General features: G+C 60.5%; 19 protein-coding genes. All 19 read left to right on the forward strand.

Annotation, left to right across the window (positions count from 1 at the left end; genetic code table 11):
- Nucleotides 1-9 precede the first annotated feature (9 nt).
- The 19 genes from mnmA to nuoM all read left to right on the forward strand — a co-directional run bounded on the left by mnmA (nucleotide 10) and on the right by nuoM (nucleotide 21,803).
- On the forward strand, nucleotides 10-1,134 hold the full coding sequence (gene mnmA / locus JBO08_RS09295) for a tRNA 2-thiouridine(34) synthase MnmA (protein ID WP_065872068.1): 1,125 nt from the start codon (nucleotides 10-12) through the stop codon (nucleotides 1,132-1,134).
- On the forward strand, nucleotides 1,131-1,754 hold the full coding sequence (gene hflD, locus JBO08_RS09300) for a high frequency lysogenization protein HflD (protein WP_065872067.1): 624 nt from the start codon (nucleotides 1,131-1,133) through the stop codon (nucleotides 1,752-1,754). The genes mnmA and hflD overlap by 4 nt, the downstream gene beginning before the upstream one ends.
- 125 nt (nucleotides 1,755-1,879) lie before the next feature.
- On the forward strand, nucleotides 1,880-3,250 hold the full coding sequence (gene purB, locus JBO08_RS09305) for an adenylosuccinate lyase (RefSeq protein ID WP_065872066.1): 1,371 nt from the start codon (nucleotides 1,880-1,882) through the stop codon (nucleotides 3,248-3,250).
- An 83-nt stretch (nucleotides 3,251-3,333) separates the two neighbouring features.
- Nucleotides 3,334-4,500, forward strand: coding sequence for a cupin domain-containing protein (locus JBO08_RS09310; protein ID WP_049712673.1), 1,167 nt, complete (start codon nucleotides 3,334-3,336; stop codon nucleotides 4,498-4,500).
- Nucleotides 4,493-4,915 carry a GNAT family N-acetyltransferase gene (locus tag JBO08_RS09315; protein ID WP_049712672.1) on the forward strand — a complete coding sequence of 141 codons (423 nt, stop codon included), beginning with the start codon at nucleotides 4,493-4,495 and terminating at the stop codon, nucleotides 4,913-4,915. Before JBO08_RS09310 ends, JBO08_RS09315 begins: the two co-directional genes overlap by 8 nt.
- 205 nt (nucleotides 4,916-5,120) lie before the next feature.
- Nucleotides 5,121-5,858, forward strand: a complete 738-nt coding sequence (locus JBO08_RS09320) for a secretin N-terminal domain-containing protein (protein WP_065881881.1) — start codon at nucleotides 5,121-5,123, stop codon at nucleotides 5,856-5,858.
- Between the two features lie 490 nt (nucleotides 5,859-6,348).
- The gene (gene aceA / locus JBO08_RS09325) at nucleotides 6,349-7,674 is read left to right on the forward strand and encodes an isocitrate lyase (protein ID WP_065872064.1); all 1,326 of its coding nucleotides are present in this window, start codon (nucleotides 6,349-6,351) and stop codon (nucleotides 7,672-7,674) included.
- A 651-nt stretch (nucleotides 7,675-8,325) separates the two neighbouring features.
- Entirely contained in the window at nucleotides 8,326-8,739 is a 414-nt protein-coding gene (locus JBO08_RS09330; protein ID WP_003219575.1) for an NADH-quinone oxidoreductase subunit A, read from the forward strand.
- A 10-nt stretch (nucleotides 8,740-8,749) separates the two neighbouring features.
- Nucleotides 8,750-9,424 (forward strand): NADH-quinone oxidoreductase subunit B family protein, encoded by a 675-nt coding sequence (locus JBO08_RS09335; RefSeq protein ID WP_012724951.1) that lies wholly within the window; start codon nucleotides 8,750-8,752, stop codon nucleotides 9,422-9,424.
- 72 nt (nucleotides 9,425-9,496) lie between these two features.
- The gene (nuoC, locus tag JBO08_RS09340; RefSeq protein WP_065872063.1) at nucleotides 9,497-11,281 is read left to right on the forward strand and encodes an NADH-quinone oxidoreductase subunit C/D; all 1,785 of its coding nucleotides are present in this window, start codon (nucleotides 9,497-9,499) and stop codon (nucleotides 11,279-11,281) included.
- Nucleotides 11,282-11,283: 2 nt separating this feature from the next.
- Nucleotides 11,284-11,781, forward strand: a complete 498-nt coding sequence (nuoE, locus tag JBO08_RS09345; protein ID WP_003174721.1) for an NADH-quinone oxidoreductase subunit NuoE — start codon at nucleotides 11,284-11,286, stop codon at nucleotides 11,779-11,781.
- On the forward strand, nucleotides 11,778-13,133 hold the full coding sequence (gene nuoF / locus JBO08_RS09350) for an NADH-quinone oxidoreductase subunit NuoF (RefSeq protein ID WP_065872061.1): 1,356 nt from the start codon (nucleotides 11,778-11,780) through the stop codon (nucleotides 13,131-13,133). Before nuoE ends, nuoF begins: the two co-directional genes overlap by 4 nt.
- A gap of 135 nt (nucleotides 13,134-13,268) precedes the next feature.
- Entirely contained in the window at nucleotides 13,269-15,983 is a 2,715-nt protein-coding gene (gene nuoG, locus JBO08_RS09355; RefSeq protein ID WP_065910995.1) for an NADH-quinone oxidoreductase subunit NuoG, read from the forward strand.
- The gene (nuoH, locus tag JBO08_RS09360) at nucleotides 15,980-16,987 is read left to right on the forward strand and encodes an NADH-quinone oxidoreductase subunit NuoH (protein WP_012724954.1); all 1,008 of its coding nucleotides are present in this window, start codon (nucleotides 15,980-15,982) and stop codon (nucleotides 16,985-16,987) included. Before nuoG ends, nuoH begins: the two co-directional genes overlap by 4 nt.
- Before the next feature lie 11 nt (nucleotides 16,988-16,998).
- Entirely contained in the window at nucleotides 16,999-17,547 is a 549-nt protein-coding gene (gene nuoI, locus JBO08_RS09365; RefSeq protein WP_003174725.1) for an NADH-quinone oxidoreductase subunit NuoI, read from the forward strand.
- 9 nt (nucleotides 17,548-17,556) lie between these two features.
- The gene (nuoJ, locus tag JBO08_RS09370; RefSeq protein WP_049712667.1) at nucleotides 17,557-18,060 is read left to right on the forward strand and encodes an NADH-quinone oxidoreductase subunit J; all 504 of its coding nucleotides are present in this window, start codon (nucleotides 17,557-17,559) and stop codon (nucleotides 18,058-18,060) included.
- 2 nt (nucleotides 18,061-18,062) lie between these two features.
- On the forward strand, nucleotides 18,063-18,371 hold the full coding sequence (gene nuoK / locus JBO08_RS09375) for an NADH-quinone oxidoreductase subunit NuoK (RefSeq protein ID WP_003174727.1): 309 nt from the start codon (nucleotides 18,063-18,065) through the stop codon (nucleotides 18,369-18,371).
- Nucleotides 18,368-20,221, forward strand: coding sequence for an NADH-quinone oxidoreductase subunit L (gene nuoL, locus JBO08_RS09380; protein ID WP_065872059.1), 1,854 nt, complete (start codon nucleotides 18,368-18,370; stop codon nucleotides 20,219-20,221). Before nuoK ends, nuoL begins: the two co-directional genes overlap by 4 nt.
- A 49-nt stretch (nucleotides 20,222-20,270) precedes the next feature.
- Nucleotides 20,271-21,803 carry an NADH-quinone oxidoreductase subunit M gene (gene nuoM, locus JBO08_RS09385; RefSeq protein ID WP_049712665.1) on the forward strand — a complete coding sequence of 511 codons (1,533 nt, stop codon included), beginning with the start codon at nucleotides 20,271-20,273 and terminating at the stop codon, nucleotides 21,801-21,803.
- Nucleotides 21,804-21,807 lie beyond the last annotated feature (4 nt).

Consider the following 21,807-nt stretch of genomic DNA (forward strand, 5'->3'; position numbering starts at 1 on the left):
TTGAAACCTATGCGTGATCCAGCCCCTTCTGACACCCAAAAGAAGCGCGTCATCGTCGGCATGTCCGGCGGCGTGGATTCTTCCGTTTCCGCCGTTCTGCTCATGGAGCAGGGTTATGAGGTGGAAGGCCTGTTCATGAAGAACTGGGAAGAAGACGATGGAACGGAATATTGCACCGCCATGGACGACCTGGCGGACGCCCAGGCCGTGTGCGACAAGATCGGTATCAAGCTGCACACCGCCAACTTTGCCGCCGAATACTGGGACAACGTGTTCGAGCACTTCCTGGCCGAATACAAGGCCGGCCGCACGCCGAACCCAGACATCCTGTGTAACCGTGAAATCAAGTTCAAGGCGTTCCTCGACTACGCGATGATGCTCGGCGCCGATCTGATCGCCACTGGCCACTACGTGCGCCGCCGCGACATCGAGGGCCGCACCGAACTGCTCAAGGGCCTGGACCCGAACAAGGACCAGAGCTACTTCCTGCACGCCGTTGGCGGTGAACAGATCGCCAAGACCCTGTTCCCGGTGGGTGAGCTGGAAAAGCCCGAAGTACGCAGGATCGCCGAGAAACACGGCCTGGCCACCGCCAAAAAGAAGGATTCGACCGGGATCTGCTTTATCGGCGAGCGCCGCTTCAGCGACTTCCTCAAGCAATACCTGCCGGCGCAACCGGGTGAAATCAAAACCACCGAAGGCGACGTCATCGGCCGTCACCATGGCCTGATGTACCACACCATCGGCCAGCGCCAGGGCTTGGGCATTGGCGGCTTGAAAGACGCCGGTGAAGAGCCGTGGTACGTGCTGGTCAAGGACCTGGAACACAACGTGCTGATTGTTGGCCAGGGCAACGAACATCCATTGCTGTTCTCCGGCGCCCTGCTGGCTTCCGAGATCTATTGGGTCAACCCGATCGACCTGAGCAGCCCGCGTCGCCTGACCGCCAAAGTGCGCTATCGCCAGGGCGATCAGCCCTGCACCCTGGAAAAAACCGCCACCGGCTATCGTGCGACGTTCGATGACCCGCAGCGCGCAGTCACCCCTGGCCAGTCCGTGGTGTTCTATGACGGCGAAATCTGCCTGGGCGGCGGCGTGATTGAAGTGGCCGAAGCCTGGAGCAACCCCGCATGAGCCCGACCCAGGAGCAATTGACCGCGCTGGGCGGGGTTTTCCTGGCTGCGGTGTTGGTGGACAAGATCGCCAAGACCGGCCAGGTCACCGAAGCCGGACTGACCTGCATGCTTGGCAGCCTGCTGATCCGCGACCCCAAGGACACCCTGGAAGTCTACGGGGGTGACGATATCGCGCTGCGTGAAGGTTACCGCGCGCTGATCGGCGCCCTTGAGCGCGACCCCAGCACCTTGCAGCGCGAGCCGTTGCGCTACGCGCTGTCGATGCTCGGCCTTGAGCGTCAACTGGCCAAGCGCGAGGACATGCTCGAGGTCATCGGCAAGCGCCTGCCGCAAATCCAATCCCAAGTGGAACACTTCGGCCCGGCCCACGAAAACGTGGTTGCCGCCTGCGGTGCGCTGTACCAGGACACCTTGAGCACCTTGCGCCAACGAATCCAGGTACACGGCGACATGCGCAACCTGCAACAGCCAAACAACGCCTCGAAAATCCGCGCCCTGCTTCTGGCCGGTATTCGCTCGGCGCGCTTGTGGCGCCAGTTGGGCGGACATCGTTGGCAGTTGGTCATCAGCCGTCGCAAATTGCTCAAAGAACTTTACCCGTTGATGCGCAACGAATAAGTCGCACCAGCCGCTCATTTTCAAGCCGTTACGCGTAATACGCCGGTCAGTTGGCAACGGACCGGCGGATTTTTTCATGTATGATACGCGCCCCATTTCGTTGCCCGACTGTCCGAGAACACCCCATGCAGCTTTCTTCGCTCACTGCGGTTTCCCCTGTTGACGGCCGCTACGCCGGCAAAACCCAGGCCCTGCGCCCTATTTTCAGCGAATACGGCCTGATCCGTGCTCGCGTACTGGTTGAAGTGCGCTGGCTCCAGCGCCTGGCCGCTCACCCCGCCATCAGCGAAGTGCCGGCGTTTTCCGCGCAAGCCAACGCTGTGCTCAACACCTTGGCGGAAAACTTCTCCCTGGAGCACGCCGAGCGTGTGAAAGAGATCGAGCGCACCACCAACCACGACGTCAAAGCCATCGAATACTTGCTGAAAGAGCAAGCGGCCAAGCTGCCGGAATTGGCCCAGGTCAGCGAGTTCATCCACTTTGCCTGCACCAGCGAGGACATCAACAACCTGTCCCACGCCCTGATGCTGCGCGAAGGCCGTGATGACGTCATGCTGCCGCTGATGCGCCAGACCGCTGAAGCCATCCGCGAACTGGCTATCCGTTTCGCCGATGTGCCGATGCTGTCGCGCACCCACGGCCAGCCGGCATCGCCAACGACCTTGGGCAAAGAACTGGCCAACGTGGTGTACCGCCTGGAGCGCCAGATCGCTCAGGTCGCAGCCGTGCCACTGCTGGGCAAGATCAATGGCGCCGTAGGCAACTACAACGCCCACTTGTCCGCCTACCCTGAGATCGACTGGGAAGCCAACGCCCGCGCCTTCATCGAAGACGAGCTGGGCCTGGGCTTCAACCCGTACACCACGCAGATCGAACCGCACGACTACATTGCCGAGCTGTTCGACGCCATTGCGCGCTTCAACACCATCCTGATCGACTTCGATCGCGATATCTGGGGCTACATCTCCCTGGGCTACTTCAAGCAGCGCACCATTGCCGGTGAAATCGGTTCGTCGACCATGCCGCACAAGGTCAACCCGATCGACTTCGAAAACTCCGAAGGCAACCTCGGCATCGCCAACGCCCTGTTCCAGCACCTGGCCAGCAAGTTGCCGATCTCCCGCTGGCAGCGCGACCTGACCGACTCCACCGTACTGCGCAACCTCGGTGTGGGCTTCGCTCACAGCGTGATCGCCTACGAAGCCAGCCTCAAAGGCATCAGCAAGCTTGAGCTCAACGCGCAGAAGATCGCCGCTGACCTGGACGCGTGCTGGGAAGTCCTGGCCGAGCCAATCCAGACCGTGATGCGCCGCTACAACATCGAAAACCCTTACGAGAAGCTGAAAGAGTTGACGCGCGGCAAGGGCATCAGCCCCGAAGCACTGCAAACTTTCATCGACGGCCTGGACATGCCAGCCGCCGCCAAGGCCGAGCTGAAGCTGCTGACCCCGGCCAACTACATCGGCAACGCTGTAGAGCAAGCCAAGCGCATCTGATTACCGCAAGACCCTTGAGACGCCCGGCCGCGCCGGGCGTTTTTATTTCAGTCTGAAAAGTGCATTTTTTCAATAGGTTACACATGAATCCTGATATCCCTCTTCAACTTCTGGGCGGCATCACGGCACGGGAATTCCTGCGCGACTATTGGCAGAAAAAACCGCTGCTGATTCGTCAGGCCATTCCTGATTTCGAAAGCCCGATCGACGCCGACGAACTGGCCGGCCTGGCCCTAGAAGAAGAAGTCGAATCGCGCCTGGTGATCGAACACGGCGAGCGTCCGTGGGAACTGCGTCGCGGCCCGTTCGCTGAAGACGCCTTCAGCACCCTGCCCGAGCGTGAGTGGACCCTGCTGGTGCAGGCCGTCGACCAGTTCGTACCGGAAGTGGCCGAGCTGCTGGAGCAGTTCCGCTTTCTGCCGAGCTGGCGCATCGACGATGTGATGATCAGCTTTGCGGCCCCGGGTGGCAGCGTGGGTCCGCACTTCGACAACTACGATGTGTTCCTGCTGCAAGCCCAGGGCAAGCGCAACTGGAAGATCGGCCAGATGTGCAGCTCCGAAAGCCCGCTGCTGCAACACGCTGACCTGCGTATCCTCGCCGAATTTGAAGAAAGCGCCGAATGGGTCCTGGAACCGGGCGACATGCTCTACCTGCCGCCGCGCCTGGCGCACTTCGGCATTGCCGAAGATGACTGCATGACCTACTCGGTCGGCTTCCGCGCGCCAAGCGCTGCTGAAGTGCTGACCCACTTCACCGACTTCCTGGCCCAGTACCTGACCGACGAAGAGCGTTACACCGACGCAGACGCCCAACCCGTCAGCGACCCGCACCAGATCCAGAGCGACGCCCTCGACCGCCTCAAGAGCCTGCTGGCCGAGCACATGAGCGACGAGCGCATGCTGCTGACCTGGTTCGGCCAGTTCATGACCGAGCCACGTTACCCGGAACTGGTGGCCGGTGAAGAAGTGGGCGAAGAAGACTTCATCAGCAGCCTGCAAGACGGCGCGATCCTCGTGCGCAACCCGAGCGCGCGAATGGCCTGGTCGGAAGTGGACGACGACGTGCTGCTGTTCGCCAGCGGCCAGAGCCGTTACTTGCCAGGCAAATTGCGCGAGCTGTTGAAGCTGATCTGCGCCGCCGACGCCTTGCATGCTGAAAACCTCGGCCCATGGCTGGCGGATGAAGACGGTCGCGACCTGCTGTGCGAATTGGTCAAGCAAGGCAGCCTGGGATTTGCCGATGAATAAGATTCACGTACGTGTCGCGGACTGGCGAAAGGATATCGACGAGATTCGGCGCATTCGTGAAGCGGTGTTTATCGCTGAACAATCGGTTCCACCGGAGCTGGAGTGGGACGCGGACGACGCTGGCGCCATGCACTTTCTTGCATTTGAAGGCGACTTTCCTATCGGCACTGCTCGCCTGCTGCCCAGCGGCGAGATTGGTCGCGTGTCGGTGCTCAAGGACTGGCGCGGGCTGAAGGTCGGCGACAAGCTGATGGAAGCGGTGATCGGCGAGGCCGAGAAACGCGGCCAGACCCGGCAGTTTCTGAGTGCGCAGGTTTATGCGGCGCCGTTCTATGAGCGGTTGGGTTTCAAGATTGTCAGTGATGAGTTTCTTGAAGTCGGGATTCCGCATGTGGATATGGTGCGCGGGGACTGATCCGGGGCACTGGCTTGTAGTGAGCGGGCTTGCCCCGCGCTGGGCTGCGCAGCAGTCCTAAAACCAGACGCCGAGTTCTTCCAGAAAGAACTCGGCGTTTTTATTGGGGCTGCTGCGCAGCCCAGCGCGGGGCAAGCCCGCTCACTACACGCCAGGCCGACAAACTGGCAAACTCAAGCCCAAATGACTCGCAGAGATCACGGACATGTCCCTACGCACCCTGCTCACCGCCCTTCTCCTGACCGCCAGCGTCTCGGCCATGGCCGACACTGAAGTCGTCAACCTGAGCAACCGCACCAGCGCCGACCTACTGCCTGTGGCACAGAACTTCATTGGCAAGGACGGCACCGTCAGTGCCTACGGCAACCAGCTGATCGTTAAGGCCGACCCCGCCAAGATCCAGGACTTGCGCGCCCTGCTCTCGCAACTGGACACCCCGGCCAAGCGCTTGCTGATCACCGTCGACACCAACGAAAGCAATCAGCAGAACAGCGGCGACAGCCAGACCCGCATCATCAGCTACGGCACCACCAGCCGCGACGGCGGTATCCAGCAGATCCAGGCCAGTGAAGGCGTACCCGCCTTGATCCAGGTGGGTCAAAGCGTACCGCTCACTACCACCCAGCAAGACAGCTATGGCCGTCTGCAAAACCAGACCCAGTACCGCAACGTCACCCAGGGCTTCTACGTCACAGCCAGCGTCACCGGTGAAACCGTGCACCTGGCAATCAGTACCAACCGTGACCGCATGAGCCAGGAACGTCCCGATGTAGTGAACGTGCAAAGCACCGACACAACCGTCAGCGGGCAGTTGGGCGAGTGGATTACCCTGGCTGGCATCAATCGCGAAACCCAGGCCGACAAATCCTCTACAACCCGCAGCTACTCTACTCAGGGCCGCGACGACCTAACGGTGCGGGTCAAGGTCGACACCCTGAACTGAAGCACCAAAAACTGACTGATGAGTCGTATTAGACTAAAGATGTAGTGCTCAAAAAAAAGCACTACAAAACATTTGACGATCCAAAAAAGCATGGGCATGATGGCCTCGCTCCCGCTAATCAGGGGCCCTGGCAAGGGCCTTCGGATCGCCGCTCTAAGCTACCCACCTGAGCCGATTCGTGTCTGTACCGCCCACAAGGTGTGTTTGACGAGGTTGCGACTGGAACGAAGTTGTCCCGAGGGACGGAAGCTAACCAGGTAACCCGGCTACACGCTGCTGAACACCTAAGGGCCCACGACGCCTGAAGACTGTTCCTGGTCTGCCTTTACCTGCTCCCCCCTCTCGCCAATCGTTCATCCCGTCGCATTCCCCGCCAGACCCGACATGACCGCCTAAGCTTCTGGTCAGCGAGCAGCCCTGCCCACGCATTGAATGCAGGGCTGGCAAATGGATTTTTCCACCACACGAAGACGCGACGAGGTTTACTTCCATGGCACTGACACGCGAACAGCAAATTGCAGCCCTTGAGAAAGACTGGGCTGAAAACCCACGCTGGAAAGGCGTGACCCGCGCTTATTCCGCTGCTGACGTCGTCCGCCTGCGTGGCTCGGTTCAACCTGAGCACACCTTTGCAAAACTCGGCGCCGAGAAGCTGTGGAACCTGGTCACCCAAGGTGCCAAGCCTTCCTTCCGTCCCGACAAAGATTTCGTCAACTGCATGGGCGCCCTTACCGGTGGCCAGGCAGTCCAACAGGTAAAAGCCGGTATCCAGGCAATCTACCTGTCCGGCTGGCAAGTGGCGGCGGACAACAACTCCGCTGAATCCATGTACCCCGACCAATCGCTGTACCCGGTGGATTCGGTTCCAACCGTGGTCAAGCGCATCAACAACTCGTTCCGTCGTGCCGACCAGATCCAATGGAAAGCTGGCAAAGGTCCGGGCGACGAAGGCTACATCGACTACTTCGCCCCCATCGTGGCTGACGCTGAAGCCGGTTTCGGCGGCGTACTCAACGCCTACGAGCTGATGAAGAGCATGATCGAGGCAGGCGCTGCCGGCGTGCACTTCGAAGACCAACTGGCTTCGGTGAAGAAGTGCGGCCACATGGGCGGCAAGGTACTGGTGCCAACCCAGGAAGCCGTACAGAAGCTGACCGCTGCCCGCCTGGCCGCTGACGTTGCCGGCACACCAACCATCATCCTGGCGCGTACCGATGCCAACGCCGCTGACTTGCTGACCTCCGACTGCGACCCGTACGACCAGCCATTCGTGACCGGCGAACGTACCCAGGAAGGTTTCTACAAAGTGCGCGCCGGTCTCGACCAGGCGATCGCCCGTGGCCTGGCCTACGCGCCGTACGCCGATCTGATCTGGTGCGAAACCGCCAAGCCGGACCTGGACGAAGCCCGTCGTTTCGCCGAAGCGATCAAGAAGGAATACCCGGACCAACTGCTGTCGTACAACTGCTCGCCTTCCTTCAACTGGAAGAAAAACCTGGACGACGCGACCATCGCCAAGTTCCAGCGCGAACTGTCCGCCATGGGCTACAAGCACCAGTTCATCACCCTGGCCGGCATTCACAACATGTGGCACAGCATGTTCAACCTGGCGCACGACTACGCCCGCAACGACATGACCGCCTACGTGAAGCTGCAGGAGCAAGAGTTCGCTGACGCCGCCAAGGGCTACACCTTCGTGGCGCACCAGCAGGAAGTGGGCACCGGCTACTTCGACGACATGACCACCGTGATCCAGGGCGGCTCCTCGTCCGTGACCGCGCTGACCGGTTCGACCGAAGAAGAGCAGTTCCACTAAGTATCGAGTACACGGCCACTGCGTAACCGTTCAAAAGCTAACCGCAGTGCCGCACAACAATCACGCCCCGACTGGTTCGGGGCGTTTTTTTGCGTGAAAAAATCTGACTGACGCAATGCAGAGCAGATGTTGGAGCTGGCTTGCCTACGATGGCGGCGTGCCAGTCACCACATTCTTTTGCTGACACACCGCCATCGCGGGCAAGCCCGGCTCCCACAGAGACCGAGCCGGGTACTTTTTGTGCAAAACATTGATCCAGAGCGGTATTTGCCAGAGCCCAATCGGTTAAAAGATCCCAATCGGCAACTAAGCCGCAATCAACCAAGTAACGGCAACTTCCCGCGCCACACGAGAAACATTCGCTTAAACCCCACGCAAACAATATTCATTATCATTTGACTCATAAAAACTTCGTTACCGGTTAAACAAAACACATTTGATTAAATGCCCGCTAATGCCCGCCCCATAAGGGCTACAGCCCCAAGAAGGTGCACTATGTGCTTATTCCACCGAATAATTTCGCCCTAGGAATTTTACTTGCCCGGTGTTTAGCCATAAAATCACCGCGATTGATTGCAGTGCGACATATCGTCACTGCATCGTTACTTTTTCGAGCTCAGAGACCTTTGCTCTCTGTTAAGGATTTCCAGCATGACCGAAGCGACAGGACTCATGGCCCACAACTGGGGCTTTGCCATTTTCCTCCTCGGTGTTGTCGGCCTTTGCGCCTTCATGCTCGGTGTCTCCAGCCTCCTCGGGTCAAAAGCCTGGGGCCGCAGCAAGAATGAACCGTTCGAGTCCGGCATGCTGCCTACAGGTGGCGCCCGCTTGCGGCTCTCAGCCAAATTCTATCTGGTCGCGATGCTGTTCGTGATCTTCGATATCGAAGCCCTTTTTCTCTTTGCCTGGTCTGTGTCCGTCCGCGAAAGCGGCTGGACCGGATTCGTCGAAGCCCTCGTTTTCATAGCAATTCTGTTGGCAGGCCTTGTCTACTTGTTCCGAGTGGGCGCCCTTGATTGGGCTCCGGAAGCTCGTCGTAAGCGGCAAGCGAAGCTGAAACAATGAGGCTTTGGCGATGCAATACAATCTCACCAGGATCGACCCGGATGCTCCTAACGATCAGTACCCTATCGGCGAACGGGAAACCGTTTCCGATCCGTTAGAAGATCAAGTCCACAAAAACATCTACATGGGCAAGCTGGAAGACGTGCTGAGTGGCGCGGTCAACTGGGGGCGTAAAAACTCCCTGTGGCCGTACAACTTCGGTCTGTCCTGCTGCTACGTGGAAATGACCACCGCCTTTACGGCGCCCCACGATATCGCGCGCTTTGGCGCCGAAGTTATCCGGGCATCGCCGCGTCAGGCGGATTTCATGGTTATCGCCGGTACCTGCTTTATCAAGATGGCGCCGATCATTCAGCGTCTCTACGAGCAAATGCTCGAACCAAAGTGGGTTATCTCCATGGGTTCGTGCGCCAACTCCGGTGGCATGTACGACATCTACTCCGTGGTTCAAGGGGTGGACAAGTTCCTGCCCGTGGACGTCTACGTGCCTGGCTGCCCGCCCCGCCCTGAAGCGTTCTTGCAAGGCTTGATGCTGTTGCAGGAATCGATTGGCAAGGAGCGTCGCCCGCTTTCCTGGGTCGTCGGCGATCAAGGCGTGTATCGCGCCGAGATGCCGTCGCAAAAGGAACAGCGCCGCGAACAGCGTATCGCAGTCACCAACCTGCGCAGCCCCGACGAAGTCTGATCCAGCACCGCTTCTTTTATAGAACGAAAACCTGGCTTCATTCTTTACGTTGACCGAAAGCGATAAAAAACCATGACTACAGGCAGCGCTCTGTACATCCCGCCTTATAAGGCAGACGACCAGGATGTGGTCGTCGAACTCAATAACCGTTTTGGCCCTGACGCCTTCACCGCCCAGGCCACACGCACCGGTATGCCGGTGCTGTGGGTGGCGCGTGCCAAGCTTGTCGAAGTCCTGACCTTCCTGCGCAACCTGCCCAAGCCGTACGTCATGCTCTATGACCTGCATGGCGTGGACGAGCGTCTGCGCACCAAGCGTCAAGGCCTGCCGAGCGGCGCCGATTTCACCGTGTTCTATCACCTGCTGTCGATCGAACGTAACAGCGACGTGATGATCAAGGTCGCGCTGTCCGAAAGCGACCTGAGCGTACCGACCGTGACCGGCATCTGGCCGAACGCCAGCTGGTACGAGCGTGAAGTCTGGGACATGTTCGGTATCGACTTCCCGGGCCACCCGCACCTGACGCGCATCATGATGCCGCCCACTTGGGAAGGTCACCCGCTGCGCAAGGACTTCCCTGCCCGCGCCACCGAATTCGACCCGTACAGCCTCAACCTCGCCAAGCAACAGCTTGAAGAAGAGGCCGCGCGCTTCCGTCCGGAAGACTGGGGCATGAAACGCTCCGGCACCAACGAGGACTACATGTTCCTCAACCTGGGCCCGAACCACCCTTCGGCTCACGGTGCCTTCCGTATCATCCTGCAACTGGACGGCGAAGAAATCGTCGACTGCGTGCCGGACATCGGCTACCACCACCGTGGTGCCGAGAAGATGGCCGAACGTCAGTCGTGGCACAGCTTCATCCCGTACACCGACCGTATCGACTACCTCGGCGGCGTGATGAACAACCTGCCGTACGTGCTCTCGGTCGAGAAGCTGGCCGGCATCAAGGTACCGGACCGCGTCGACACCATCCGCATCATGATGGCCGAGTTCTTCCGGATCACCAGCCACCTGCTGTTCCTGGGCACCTATATCCAGGACGTTGGCGCCATGACCCCGGTGTTCTTCACCTTCACCGACCGTCAGCGTGCCTACAAGGTCATCGAAGCCATCACTGGCTTCCGCCTGCACCCGGCTTGGTACCGCATCGGCGGTGTGGCCCACGACCTGCCGAATGGCTGGGAGCGCCTGGTCAAGGAATTCATCGACTGGATGCCCAAGCGTCTGGACGAGTACCAAAAGGCAGCGCTGGACAACAGCATCCTCAAAGGCCGTACCATCGGCGTCGCCCAGTACAACACCAAAGAAGCCCTGGAATGGGGCGTCACCGGTGCTGGCCTGCGTTCGACCGGCTGCGATTTCGACCTGCGTAAAGCGCGCCCGTACTCCGGCTACGAGAACTTCGAATTCGAAGTCCCGCTGGCGGCCAACGGCGATGCCTACGACCGTTGCATCGTGCGCGTCGAAGAAATGCGCCAGAGCCTGAAGATCATCGAGCAGTGCATGCGCAACATGCCGGCCGGCCCGTACAAGGCGGATCACCCGCTGACCACGCCGCCGCCGAAAGAGCGCACGCTGCAGCACATCGAAACCCTGATCACGCACTTCCTGCAGGTTTCGTGGGGCCCGGTAATGCCGGCCAACGAATCCTTCCAGATGATTGAAGCGACCAAGGGTATCAACAGTTATTACCTGACGAGCGATGGCGGCACCATGAGCTACCGCACCCGGATTCGTACCCCAAGCTTCCCGCACTTGCAGCAGATCCCTTCGGTGATCAAAGGCGAGATGGTCGCGGACTTGATTGCGTACCTGGGTAGTATCGATTTCGTTATGGCCGACGTGGACCGCTAAGCATGAATAGCACGCTTATCCAGACAGACCGTTTCACCCTGAGTGAAACCGAGCGCTCGGCCATCGAGCACGAGCTGCATCACTACGAAGACCCGCGCGCGGCGTCGATCGAAGCCTTGAAGATCGTCCAGAAGGAACGTGGCTGGGTGCCTGACGGTGCCCTCTACGCCATCGGCGAGATCCTTGGCATCCCCGCGAGCGACGTTGAAGGCGTGGCGACGTTCTACAGCCAGATCTTCCGCCAGCCGGTGGGTCGCCACATCATTCGCGTGTGCGACAGCATGGTTTGCTACATCGGTGGCCACGAGTCGGTGGTCAGCGAGATCCAGAACAAACTGGGCATCGGCCTCGGCCAGACCACCCCGGACGGCCGCTTCACGCTGCTGCCGGTGTGCTGCCTGGGCAACTGCGACAAGGCGCCGGCGTTGATGATCGACGACGACACATTCGGTGACGTACAGCCTGCTGGCGTGACCCAATTGCTCGAGGGCTACCCATGACCCTGACCTCTTTCGGCCCGGCCAACCTGATCAAGCGTTCGGCCGAGACTCACCCGCTGACCTGGCGCCTGCGTGACGACGGCGAGCCGGTATGGCTCGACGAGTACCAGGCCAAGAACGGTTACGCCGCTGCGCGCAAAGCCTTCGCCGACATGGCCCAGGACGATATCGTCCAGACCGTGAAAGACGCCGGCCTTAAAGGCCGCGGCGGTGCAGGTTTCCCCACGGGTGTTAAGTGGGGCCTGATGCCCAAGGACGAATCCATCAACATCCGCTACCTGCTGTGCAACGCGGATGAAATGGAACCGAACACCTGGAAAGACCGCATGCTGATGGAGCAACTGCCCCATCTGCTGATCGAAGGCATGCTGATCAGCGCCCGCGCATTGAAAACCTACCGTGGCTACATCTTCCTGCGTGGCGAATACACCACCGCCGCCAAGCACCTCAACCGTGCGGTGCAGGAAGCCAAGGCAGCGGGCCTGCTGGGCAAGAACATCCTTGGTTCGGGTTTCGACTTCGAACTGTTCGTGCACACCGGCGCCGGGCGTTATATCTGCGGTGAAGAAACCGCACTGATCAACTCTCTCGAAGGCCGCCGCGCCAACCCGCGCTCCAAGCCGCCCTTCCCTGCCGCCGTGGGCGTGTGGGGCAAGCCAACCTGCGTGAACAACGTGGAAACCCTGTGCAACGTGCCGGCGATCATCGCCGACGGCGTCGACTGGTACAAATCGTTGGCTCGCGAAGGCAGCGAAGACATGGGCACCAAGCTCATGGGCTTCTCCGGCAAGGTCAAGAACCCTGGCCTGTGGGAGCTGCCATTCGGCGTGACCGCGCGCGAGCTGTTCGAGGACTACGCCGGCGGCATGCGCGACGGCTACACCTTGAAAGCCTGGCAGCCAGGCGGCGCCGGTACCGGTTTCCTGCTGCCTGAGCACCTCGACGCGCAAATGTATGCCGGCGGCATCGGCAAGGTGGGCACCCGGATGGGTACCGGCCTGGCGATGGCGGTCGACAACACGGTGAACATGGTTTCGTTGCTGCGCAACATGGAGCAGTTCTTCGCACGTGAATCGTGCGGTTTCTGCACCCCCTGCCGCGACGGCCTGCCATGGAGCGTGAAGCTGCTGATGGCCCTGGAAAATGGCGAAGGCCGCGAGGGTGATATCGAAACCCTGCTCGGCCTGGTCGGCTTCCTTGGCCCAGGCAAGACCTTCTGTGCTCACGCACCGGGCGCCGTGGAGCCATTGGGCAGCGCAATCAAATACTTCCGCTCGGAGTTCGAAGCCGGCATCGCGCCTACCAGCGCCGCCGTCCCGCCTCTGGCGAGGCCGATCGTAGTCGGCGCGTAACGCTTTAAAAGGCGAAGGGTTCGTGCCTTTCGCCTTCTCATGTGCTGACGCCTTTAGGGCTGTGTAGATGCACATGAATAACAAGATTCCATTAGCCACGCCCGCTGACAACGGGCCAACGAAGAACTTTGAACCATGGCCACTATCCACGTAGACGGCAAAGCGCTCGAAGTCGATGGGGCAGACAACCTGTTACAGGCATGTCTCTCACTAGGCCTCGACATCCCGTATTTCTGCTGGCACCCCGCGCTTGGTAGCGTCGGTGCCTGTCGCCAGTGTGCGGTCAAGCAATACACCGACGAGAACGACACCCGTGGTCGTATCGTCATGTCGTGCATGACGCCAGCCACCGACAACACCTGGATCTCCATCGACGATGAAGAATCCAAGGCGTTCCGCGCCAGTGTCGTCGAATGGCTGATGACCAACCATCCCCACGACTGCCCGGTCTGTGAGGAAGGCGGTCACTGCCACCTGCAAGACATGACGGTGATGACCGGCCACAACGAGCGCCGTTATCGCTTCACCAAGCGCACCCACCAGAACCAGCAACTGGGCCCGTTCATTTCCCACGAGATGAACCGCTGCATCGCTTGCTATCGCTGCGTGCGTTTCTATAAAGACTACGCCGGCGGCACCGACCTCGGCGTGTTCGGCGCCCACGACAACGTGTACTTCGGTCGCGTTGAAGACGGCGTGCTTGAAAGCGAGTTCTCCGGCAACCTCACCGAGGTCTGCCCGACCGGTGTGTTCACCGACAAGACCCACTCCGAGCGCTACAACCGTAAGTGGGACATGCAGTTCTCGCCGAGCATCTGCCATGGCTGCTCCAGCGGTTGCAACATCTCGCCGGGCGAACGCTACGGCGAACTGCGTCGCATCGAAAACCGCTTCAACGGTTCGGTCAACCAGTACTTCCTGTGCGACCGTGGCCGTTTTGGCTACGGCTACGTCAACCGCGAAGACCGCCCACGCCAGCCGCTGCTGGCCGATGGCGCCAAGCTGAGCCTCGACGCGGCGCTGGATAAAGCCGCCGACCTGCTGCGCGGCCGCAACATCGTCGGTATCGGTTCGCCACGCGCCAGCCTCGAAAGCAACTTCGCGTTGCGTGAACTGGTCGGCGCTGAGCACTTCTACAGCGGTATCGAAGCCGGTGAACTGGAGCGCATCCGCCTGGTCCTGCAAGTGCTGAACGACAGCCCGCTGCCCGTTCCGAACATGCGCGACATCGAAGACCACGACGCGATCTTCGTGCTCGGTGAAGACCTGACCCAGACCGCTGCGCGTATCGCGCTGTCGCTGCGCCAGTCGGTGAAAGGCAAGGCTGAAGACATGGCCGACGCCATGCGCGTACAGCCTTGGCTCGACGCCGCGGTGAAAAACATCGGCCAGCACGCGCTGAACCCGCTGTTTATTGCAAGCCTTGCTGAAACCAAGCTCGACGATATCGCTGAAGAGTGCGTACACGCAGCACCGGACGACCTGGCGCGCATCGGTTTTGCCGTGGCCCACGCCCTCGACGCCAGCGCACCGGCGGTCGAAGGCCTGGACACTGAAGCCGTTGAACTGGCCCAGCGTATCGCCGACGCCCTGCTGGCCGCCAAGCGCCCATTGATCATTGCCGGCACCTCCTTGGGTTCCAAGGCGCTGATCGAAGCCGCCGCCAACATCGCCAAGGCCTTGAAGCTGCGCGACAAAAACGGCTCCATCAGCCTGGTCGTACCGGAAGCCAACAGCCTCGGCCTGGCCATGCTCGGTGGCGAGTCCCTGGACGCGGCCCTGCAAGCCGTGATCGACGGCAACGCCGACGCCATCGTCGTGCTGGAAAACGACCTGTACACCCGCACGGATTCGGCCAAGGTCGACGCCGCGCTGGACGCGGCCAAAGTACTGATCGTTGCCGACCACCAGAAGACCGCCACCAGCGAGCGTGCCAACCTGGTGCTGCCAGCCGCTACCTTCGCCGAAGGCGACGGTACCCTGGTCAGCCAGGAAGGCCGCGCCCAGCGCTTCTTCCAAGTGTTCGACCCGAAATACATGGACGCCAGCATCCTGGTCCATGAAGGCTGGCGCTGGCTGCATGCCTTGCGCGCGACCCTGCTGAACCAGCCAATCGACTGGACCCAGCTCGACCACGTCACCGCTGCCACCGCCGCAAGCGCGCCGCAGCTGGCACGTATCGTCGACGCCGCACCATCCGCCGCGTTCCGCATCAAGGGCATGAAACTCGCCCGTGAGCCGCTGCGTTACTCCGGTCGTACCGCCATGCGCGCCAACATCAGCGTGCACGAACCGCGTACGCCGCAAGACCCGGACACCGCGTTCAACTTCTCGATGGAAGGTTACTCGGGTTCGGTCGAGCCACGTCAGCAGGTGCCATTTGCCTGGTCGCCGGGCTGGAACTCGCCGCAGGCCTGGAACAAGTTCCAGGACGAAGTCGGTGGTCACATCCGCGCTGGCGACCCGGGCACCCGCCTGATCGAAAGCACCGGTGACTCGCTGAACTGGTTCGCCGCCGTACCGCGTCCGTTCAACCCGGCCCCGGGCACCTGGCAGGTTGTGCCGTTCTTCCACCTGTTTGGCAGCGAAGAGACCTCTTCCAAGGCCGCGCCGGTACAAGAGCGCATTCCAGAAGCCTACGTGGCCCTGGCCAAGTCCGAAGCCGATCGCCTGGGCGTCAACGACGGTGCCCTGCTCAGCCTGAACGTGGCTGGCCAGACCCTGCGCCTGCCGCTGCGCATCAACGAAGAGCTGGGTGCTGGCATGGTTGCCCTGCCGAAAGGCATCGCCGGTATTCCAGCGGCGATCTTTGGCAAAACCGTTGACGGTCTGCAGGAGGCAGCGCAATGACTTGGTTCACGCCTGAAGTGATTGACGTGATCATCTCGGTGGTCAAGGCCATCGTGATCCTGTTGGCCGTGGTTGTCGCGGGCGCTCTGCTCAGCTTCGTCGAACGTCGCCTCTTGGGCTGGTGGCAGGACCGTTACGGTCCGAACCGCGTTGGCCCATTCGGCATGTTCCAGATCGCTGCCGACATGCTGAAAATGTTCTTCAAGGAAGACTGGACCCCGCCGTTTGCCGACAAGGTGATCTTCACCCTGGCACCGGTCGTGGCCATGAGCGCCTTGCTGATCGCCTTCGCGGTCATCCCGATCACCCCGACCTGGGGCGTGGCGGACCTGAACATCGGCTTGCTGTTCTTCTTCGCCATGGCCGGCTTGTCGGTCTACGCGGTGCTGTTCGCGGGTTGGTCGAGTAACAACAAGTTTGCCCTGCTGGGCAGCTTGCGGGCTTCGGCCCAGACCGTGTCCTACGAAGTCTTCATGGGCCTCGCGCTGATGGGCATCGTGGTGCAGGTCGGCTCGTTCAACATGCGCGACATCGTTGAGTACCAGGCGCAGAACCTGTGGTTCATCATTCCGCAGTTCTTTGGCTTCTGTACCTTCTTCATCGCTGGCGTCGCCGTGACTCACCGTCACCCGTTCGACCAGCCGGAAGCGGAACAGGAACTGGCCGACGGTTACCACATTGAATACGCCGGTATGAAATGGGGCATGTTCTTCGTCGGTGAATACATCGGCATCATCTTGATCTCGGCCCTGCTGGTCACGCTGTTCTTCGGCGGCTGGCACGGTCCATTCGGCATCCTGCCGCAGTTGGCGTTCTTCTGGTTCTTCCTGAAGACCGCGTTCTTCATCATGTTGTTTATCCTGCTGCGCGCTTCCATTCCGCGTCCACGATACGACCAGGTGATGGATTTCAGCTGGCGCTTCTGCCTGCCACTGACCCTGATCAATTTGCTGGTGACGGCTGCCGTTGTGTTGTTGAACACGCCAGCGGCCGCGGTTCAGTGAGGATTTGACCCATGTTCAAATATATTGGCGACATCGTTAAGGGTACCGGTACCCAGTTGCGAAGCCTGGTGATGGTGTTCGGTCACGGCTTCCGCAAACGCGACACCCTGCAATACCCGGAAGAAGCGGTGTACCTGCCGCCGCGCTATCGCGGCCGCATCGTGCTGACCCGTGACCCCGATGGCGAAGAGCGTTGCGTTGCCTGCAACCTGTGCGCCGTGGCATGCCCGGTGGGTTGCATCTCCCTGCAGAAAGCTGAAACCGAAGACGGTCGCTGGTACCCGGACTTCTTCCGCATCAACTTCTCGCGCTGCATTTTCTGCGGCCTCTGCGAGGAAGCTTGCCCGACCACCGCGATCCAGCTGACACCGGATTTCGAGATGGCCGAGTTCAAACGTCAGGACCTGGTGTACGAGAAAGAAGATCTGCTGATCTCTGGTCCCGGTAAAAACCCTGATTACAACTTCTATCGTGTTGCAGGTATGGCCGTTGCTGGTAAGCCGAAAGGCGCCGCACAAAACGAAGCCGAGCCGATCAACGTGAAGAGCTTGCTGCCTTAAGGAAGAAAGATGGAATTCGCTTTCTATTTCGCGTCCGGTATTGCAGTGGTGTCCACGCTTCGCGTGATCACCAACACCAATCCTGTGCACGCCCTGCTCTACCTGATCATTTCGCTGATCGCCGTGGCCATGACCTTTTTTGCACTCGGCGCGCCGTTCGCCGGTGTGCTGGAAGTGATCGCCTACGCCGGCGCCATCATGGTGCTGTTCGTGTTTGTGGTGATGATGCTCAACCTCGGTCCGGCTTCGGTCGCCCAGGAACGCGTCTGGCTCAAGCCCGGCATCTGGCTCGGCCCAGTCATCCTCGCAGCGCTGCTGCTGGCTGAACTGCTGTATGTGCTGTTCGCTCACCAGAGCGGCCAGGCCATCGGCCACACCACCGTAGACGCCAAGGCCGTGGGCATCAGCTTGTTCGGCCCGTACCTGCTGGTGGTCGAACTGGCTTCGATGCTGCTGCTCGCCGCAGCCATCACTGCCTTCCACTTGGGCCGCAACGAAGCCAAGGAGCAATGACGATGCCTGCTATCCCTTTGGAGCATGGTCTGGCGGTCGCCGGCATCCTGTTCTGCCTTGGCCTGGTCGGCCTGATGGTTCGCCGTAACATTTTGTTCGTGTTGATGAGCCTGGAAATCATGATGAACGCCGCAGCACTGGCGTTCATCGTGGCAGGCGCACGTTGGGGCCAGCCGGATGGACAAGTCATGTTCATCCTGGTGATCAGCCTGGCAGCCGCCGAGGCCAGTATCGGCCTGGCGATCCTGCTGCAACTGTATCGTCGCTTCCACACGCTTGATATCGACGCTGCCAGTGAGATGCGCGGATGAACATGATCTTTCTGACTTTCGTATTCCCCCTGATCGGTTTCCTGCTGCTGTCGTTCTCTCGCGGACGCTGGTCGGAAAACCTTTCTGCCCTGATCGGTGTGGGTTCCATTGGCCTGTCGGCCATCGTGGCCGCCTACGTCATCTGGCAATTCAACGTGGCGCCGCCGGAAGGCGGTCACTACACCCTGGTGCTGTGGCAGTGGATGTCGGTGGAGGGCTTCAAGCCCAACTTCGCCCTCTATGTCGACGGCCTGTCGATCACCATGCTTGGCGTGGTGGTGGGCGTGGGCTTCCTGATCCACCTGTTCGCGTCCTGGTACATGCGCGGTGAAGCGGGCTATTCGCGCTTCTTCTCGTACACCAACCTGTTTATCGCCAGCATGCTGTTCCTGGTGCTCGGCGATAACCTGTTGTTCCTGTACTTCGGCTGGGAAGGCGTGGGCCTGTGCTCGTACCTGTTGATCGGTTTCTACTACAGCAACCGCAACAACGGTAACGCGGCACTCAAGGCGTTTATCGTCACGCGTATCGGCGACGTGTTCATGGCCATCGGCCTGTTCATCCTGTTCCAACAGGTGGGCACGCTGAACATCCAGGAACTGCTGGTGCTGGCACCGCAGAAATTCCAGGTCGGCGACTTCTGGATCACCCTGGCCACCCTGATGCTGCTGGGCGGCGCTGTCGGTAAATCCGCGCAACTGCCGCTGCAAACCTGGCTGGCGGACGCGATGGCCGGCCCTACCCCGGTTTCCGCACTGATTCACGCGGCAACCATGGTGACTGCGGGTGTCTACCTGATCGCGCGTACCCACGGCCTGTTCACCCTGGCGCCGGATATCCTGCACCTGGTGGGCGTAGTGGGCGGCGTGACCCTGGTACTGGCCGGCTTTGCCGCGCTGGTCCAAACCGACATCAAGCGTATCCTCGCCTACTCGACCATGAGCCAGATCGGCTACATGTTCCTGGCCCTGGGCGTGGGTGCCTGGGACGCGGCGATCTTCCACCTGATGACCCACGCCTTCTTCAAGGCCCTGCTGTTCCTTGCGTCCGGTGCGGTGATTGTTGCCTGCCACCACGAGCAGAACATCTTCAAGATGGGCGGCCTGTGGAAGAAACTGCCACTGGCCTACGCCAGCTTCATCGTCGGTGGTGCCGCCCTCGCAGCCCTGCCGCTCGTGACCGCCGGTTTCTACTCGAAAGACGAAATCCTCTGGGAAGCCTTTGCCAGCGGTAACCAGAACCTGCTGTACGCAGGCCTGGTGGGTGCGTTCATGACCTCGCTGTACACCTTCCGCCTGATCTTCATCACCTTCCACGGTGAAGCCAAGACCGAAGCACACGCAGGCCACGGCATTTCGCATTGGTTGCCTTTGTCGGTACTGATCATCCTGTCGACCTTCATCGGCGCACTGATCACCCCACCCCTGGCCGGTGTACTGCCGGAAAGCGCTGGCCATGCTGGCGGCGCGGCCAAGCACAGCTTGGAAATCGCCTCGGGCGCCATCGCCATCGCGGGTATCCTGCTGGCGGCCCTGCTGTTCCTCGGCAAACGTCGCTTCGTGACGGCCGTTGCCAACAGTGGCATTGGTCGTTTCCTGTCGGCCTGGTGGTTTGCTGCCTGGGGCTTCGATTGGCTCTACGACAAACTGTTCGTCAAGCCTTACCTCGCCATCAGCCATGTACTGCGTAAAGACCCGCTCGACCAGACCATCGGTTTGATCCCGCGTGCCGCCAAGGCCGGTCACACCGCCCTGAGTCGCAGCGAGACGGGCCAATTGCGTTGGTATGCAGCTTCCATGGCGGCAGGTGCCGTGCTGGTGATCGGCGCCATCGTTGTGGTAGCGGTTTGACTATGAACATTGCGATCTTTGCGAACTTGCGAAAGGAAACGAGCCTGTCATGATTCTGCCCTGGCTAATCCTGATCCCCTTTATCGGCGGCCTGCTCTGCTGGATGGGTGAACGCTTCGGCGCCACCCTGCCCCGCTGGATTGCGTTGCTGACCATGTCCCTGGAACTCGCACTCGGCCTCTGGCTGTGGGCCCATGGCGACTATTCATTTGCTCCGGCACCGGGTGCCGATCCAACCTTCGCGCTTGAGTTCAAGCACGTGTGGATCCAGCGCTTCGGCATCAACGTGCACCTGGCCCTCGACGGCCTGTCGCTGTTGATGATTCTGCTGACCGGCCTGCTGGGTATCCTCTCGGTACTCTGCTCCTGGAAAGAGATCCAGCGTCACGTGGGCTTCTTCCACCTGAACCTGATGTGGATCCTGGGCGGCGTTGTCGGCGTGTTCCTCGCCCTCGACCTGTTCATGTTCTTCTTCTTCTGGGAAATGATGCTGGTGCCGATGTACTTCCTCATCGCGCTCTGGGGTCACAGTTCTTCGGACGGCAAGAAAACCCGGATCTACGCGGCGACCAAGTTCTTCATCTTCACCCAGGCTTCCGGCCTGATCATGTTGGTGGCGATCCTGGGTCTGGTACTGGTCAACTTCAACAGCACGGGCGTGATTACGTTCAACTACGCCGACCTGTTGAAAACCAAGATGTCCCTGACCACCGAGTACATCCTGATGCTGGGCTTCTTCATCGCGTTCGCGGTGAAGCTGCCGGTGGTGCCGTTCCACTCCTGGCTGCCGGATGCCCACGCACAGGCACCGACCGCCGGTTCCGTGGACTTGGCCGGTATCCTCTTGAAGACCGCCGCCTACGGCCTGTTGCGTTTCGCCCTGCCGCTGTTCCCGAATGCCTCGGCCGAGTTCGCGCCGATCGCCATGACCCTGGGTCTGATCGGGATCTTCTACGGCGCGTTCCTGGCCTTCGCACAAACCGACATCAAGCGTCTGATTGCCTTCTCGTCCGTTTCCCACATGGGCTTCGTACTGATCGGCATCTACTCCGGCAGCCAGTTGGCATTGCAAGGCGCCGTGATCCAGATGTTGGCCCACGGTGTCTCGGCCGCTGCACTGTTTATCCTGAGTGGCCAGCTGTACGAACGCCTGCACACCCGTGACATGCGGGAAATGGGTGGCGTGTGGTCGCGCATCGCTTACCTGCCGGCGATCAGCCTGTTCTTTGCCGCCGCGTCGCTGGGCTTGCCGGGTACCGGTAACTTCATCGGCGAGTTCCTGATCCTGATGGGTGCCTTCGTGCAAACACCGTGGATCAGTGCGATTGCTACCTCCGGCCTGGTGTTTGGTTCGGTCTACTCGCTGATCATGATCCACCGCGCCTACTTCGGCCCGGCCAAGTCCGACACCGTCCTGCAAGGGATGGATGCGCGCGAACTGATCATGGTGCTCGGCCTTGCGGTACTGCTGATCTACATCGGCGTGTACCCGCAACCGTTCCTGGACACTTCTGCCGCGACGATGCATGGCGTGCAGCAGTGGTTCGGCACCGCCTTCTCTCAACTCGCTTCGGCCCGGTAAGAGC

Origin of the sequence: Pseudomonas sp. LAP_36 (assembly GCF_019456785.1) — a bacterium.
GTDB classification, from domain to species: domain Bacteria; phylum Pseudomonadota; class Gammaproteobacteria; order Pseudomonadales; family Pseudomonadaceae; genus Aquipseudomonas; species Aquipseudomonas tritici.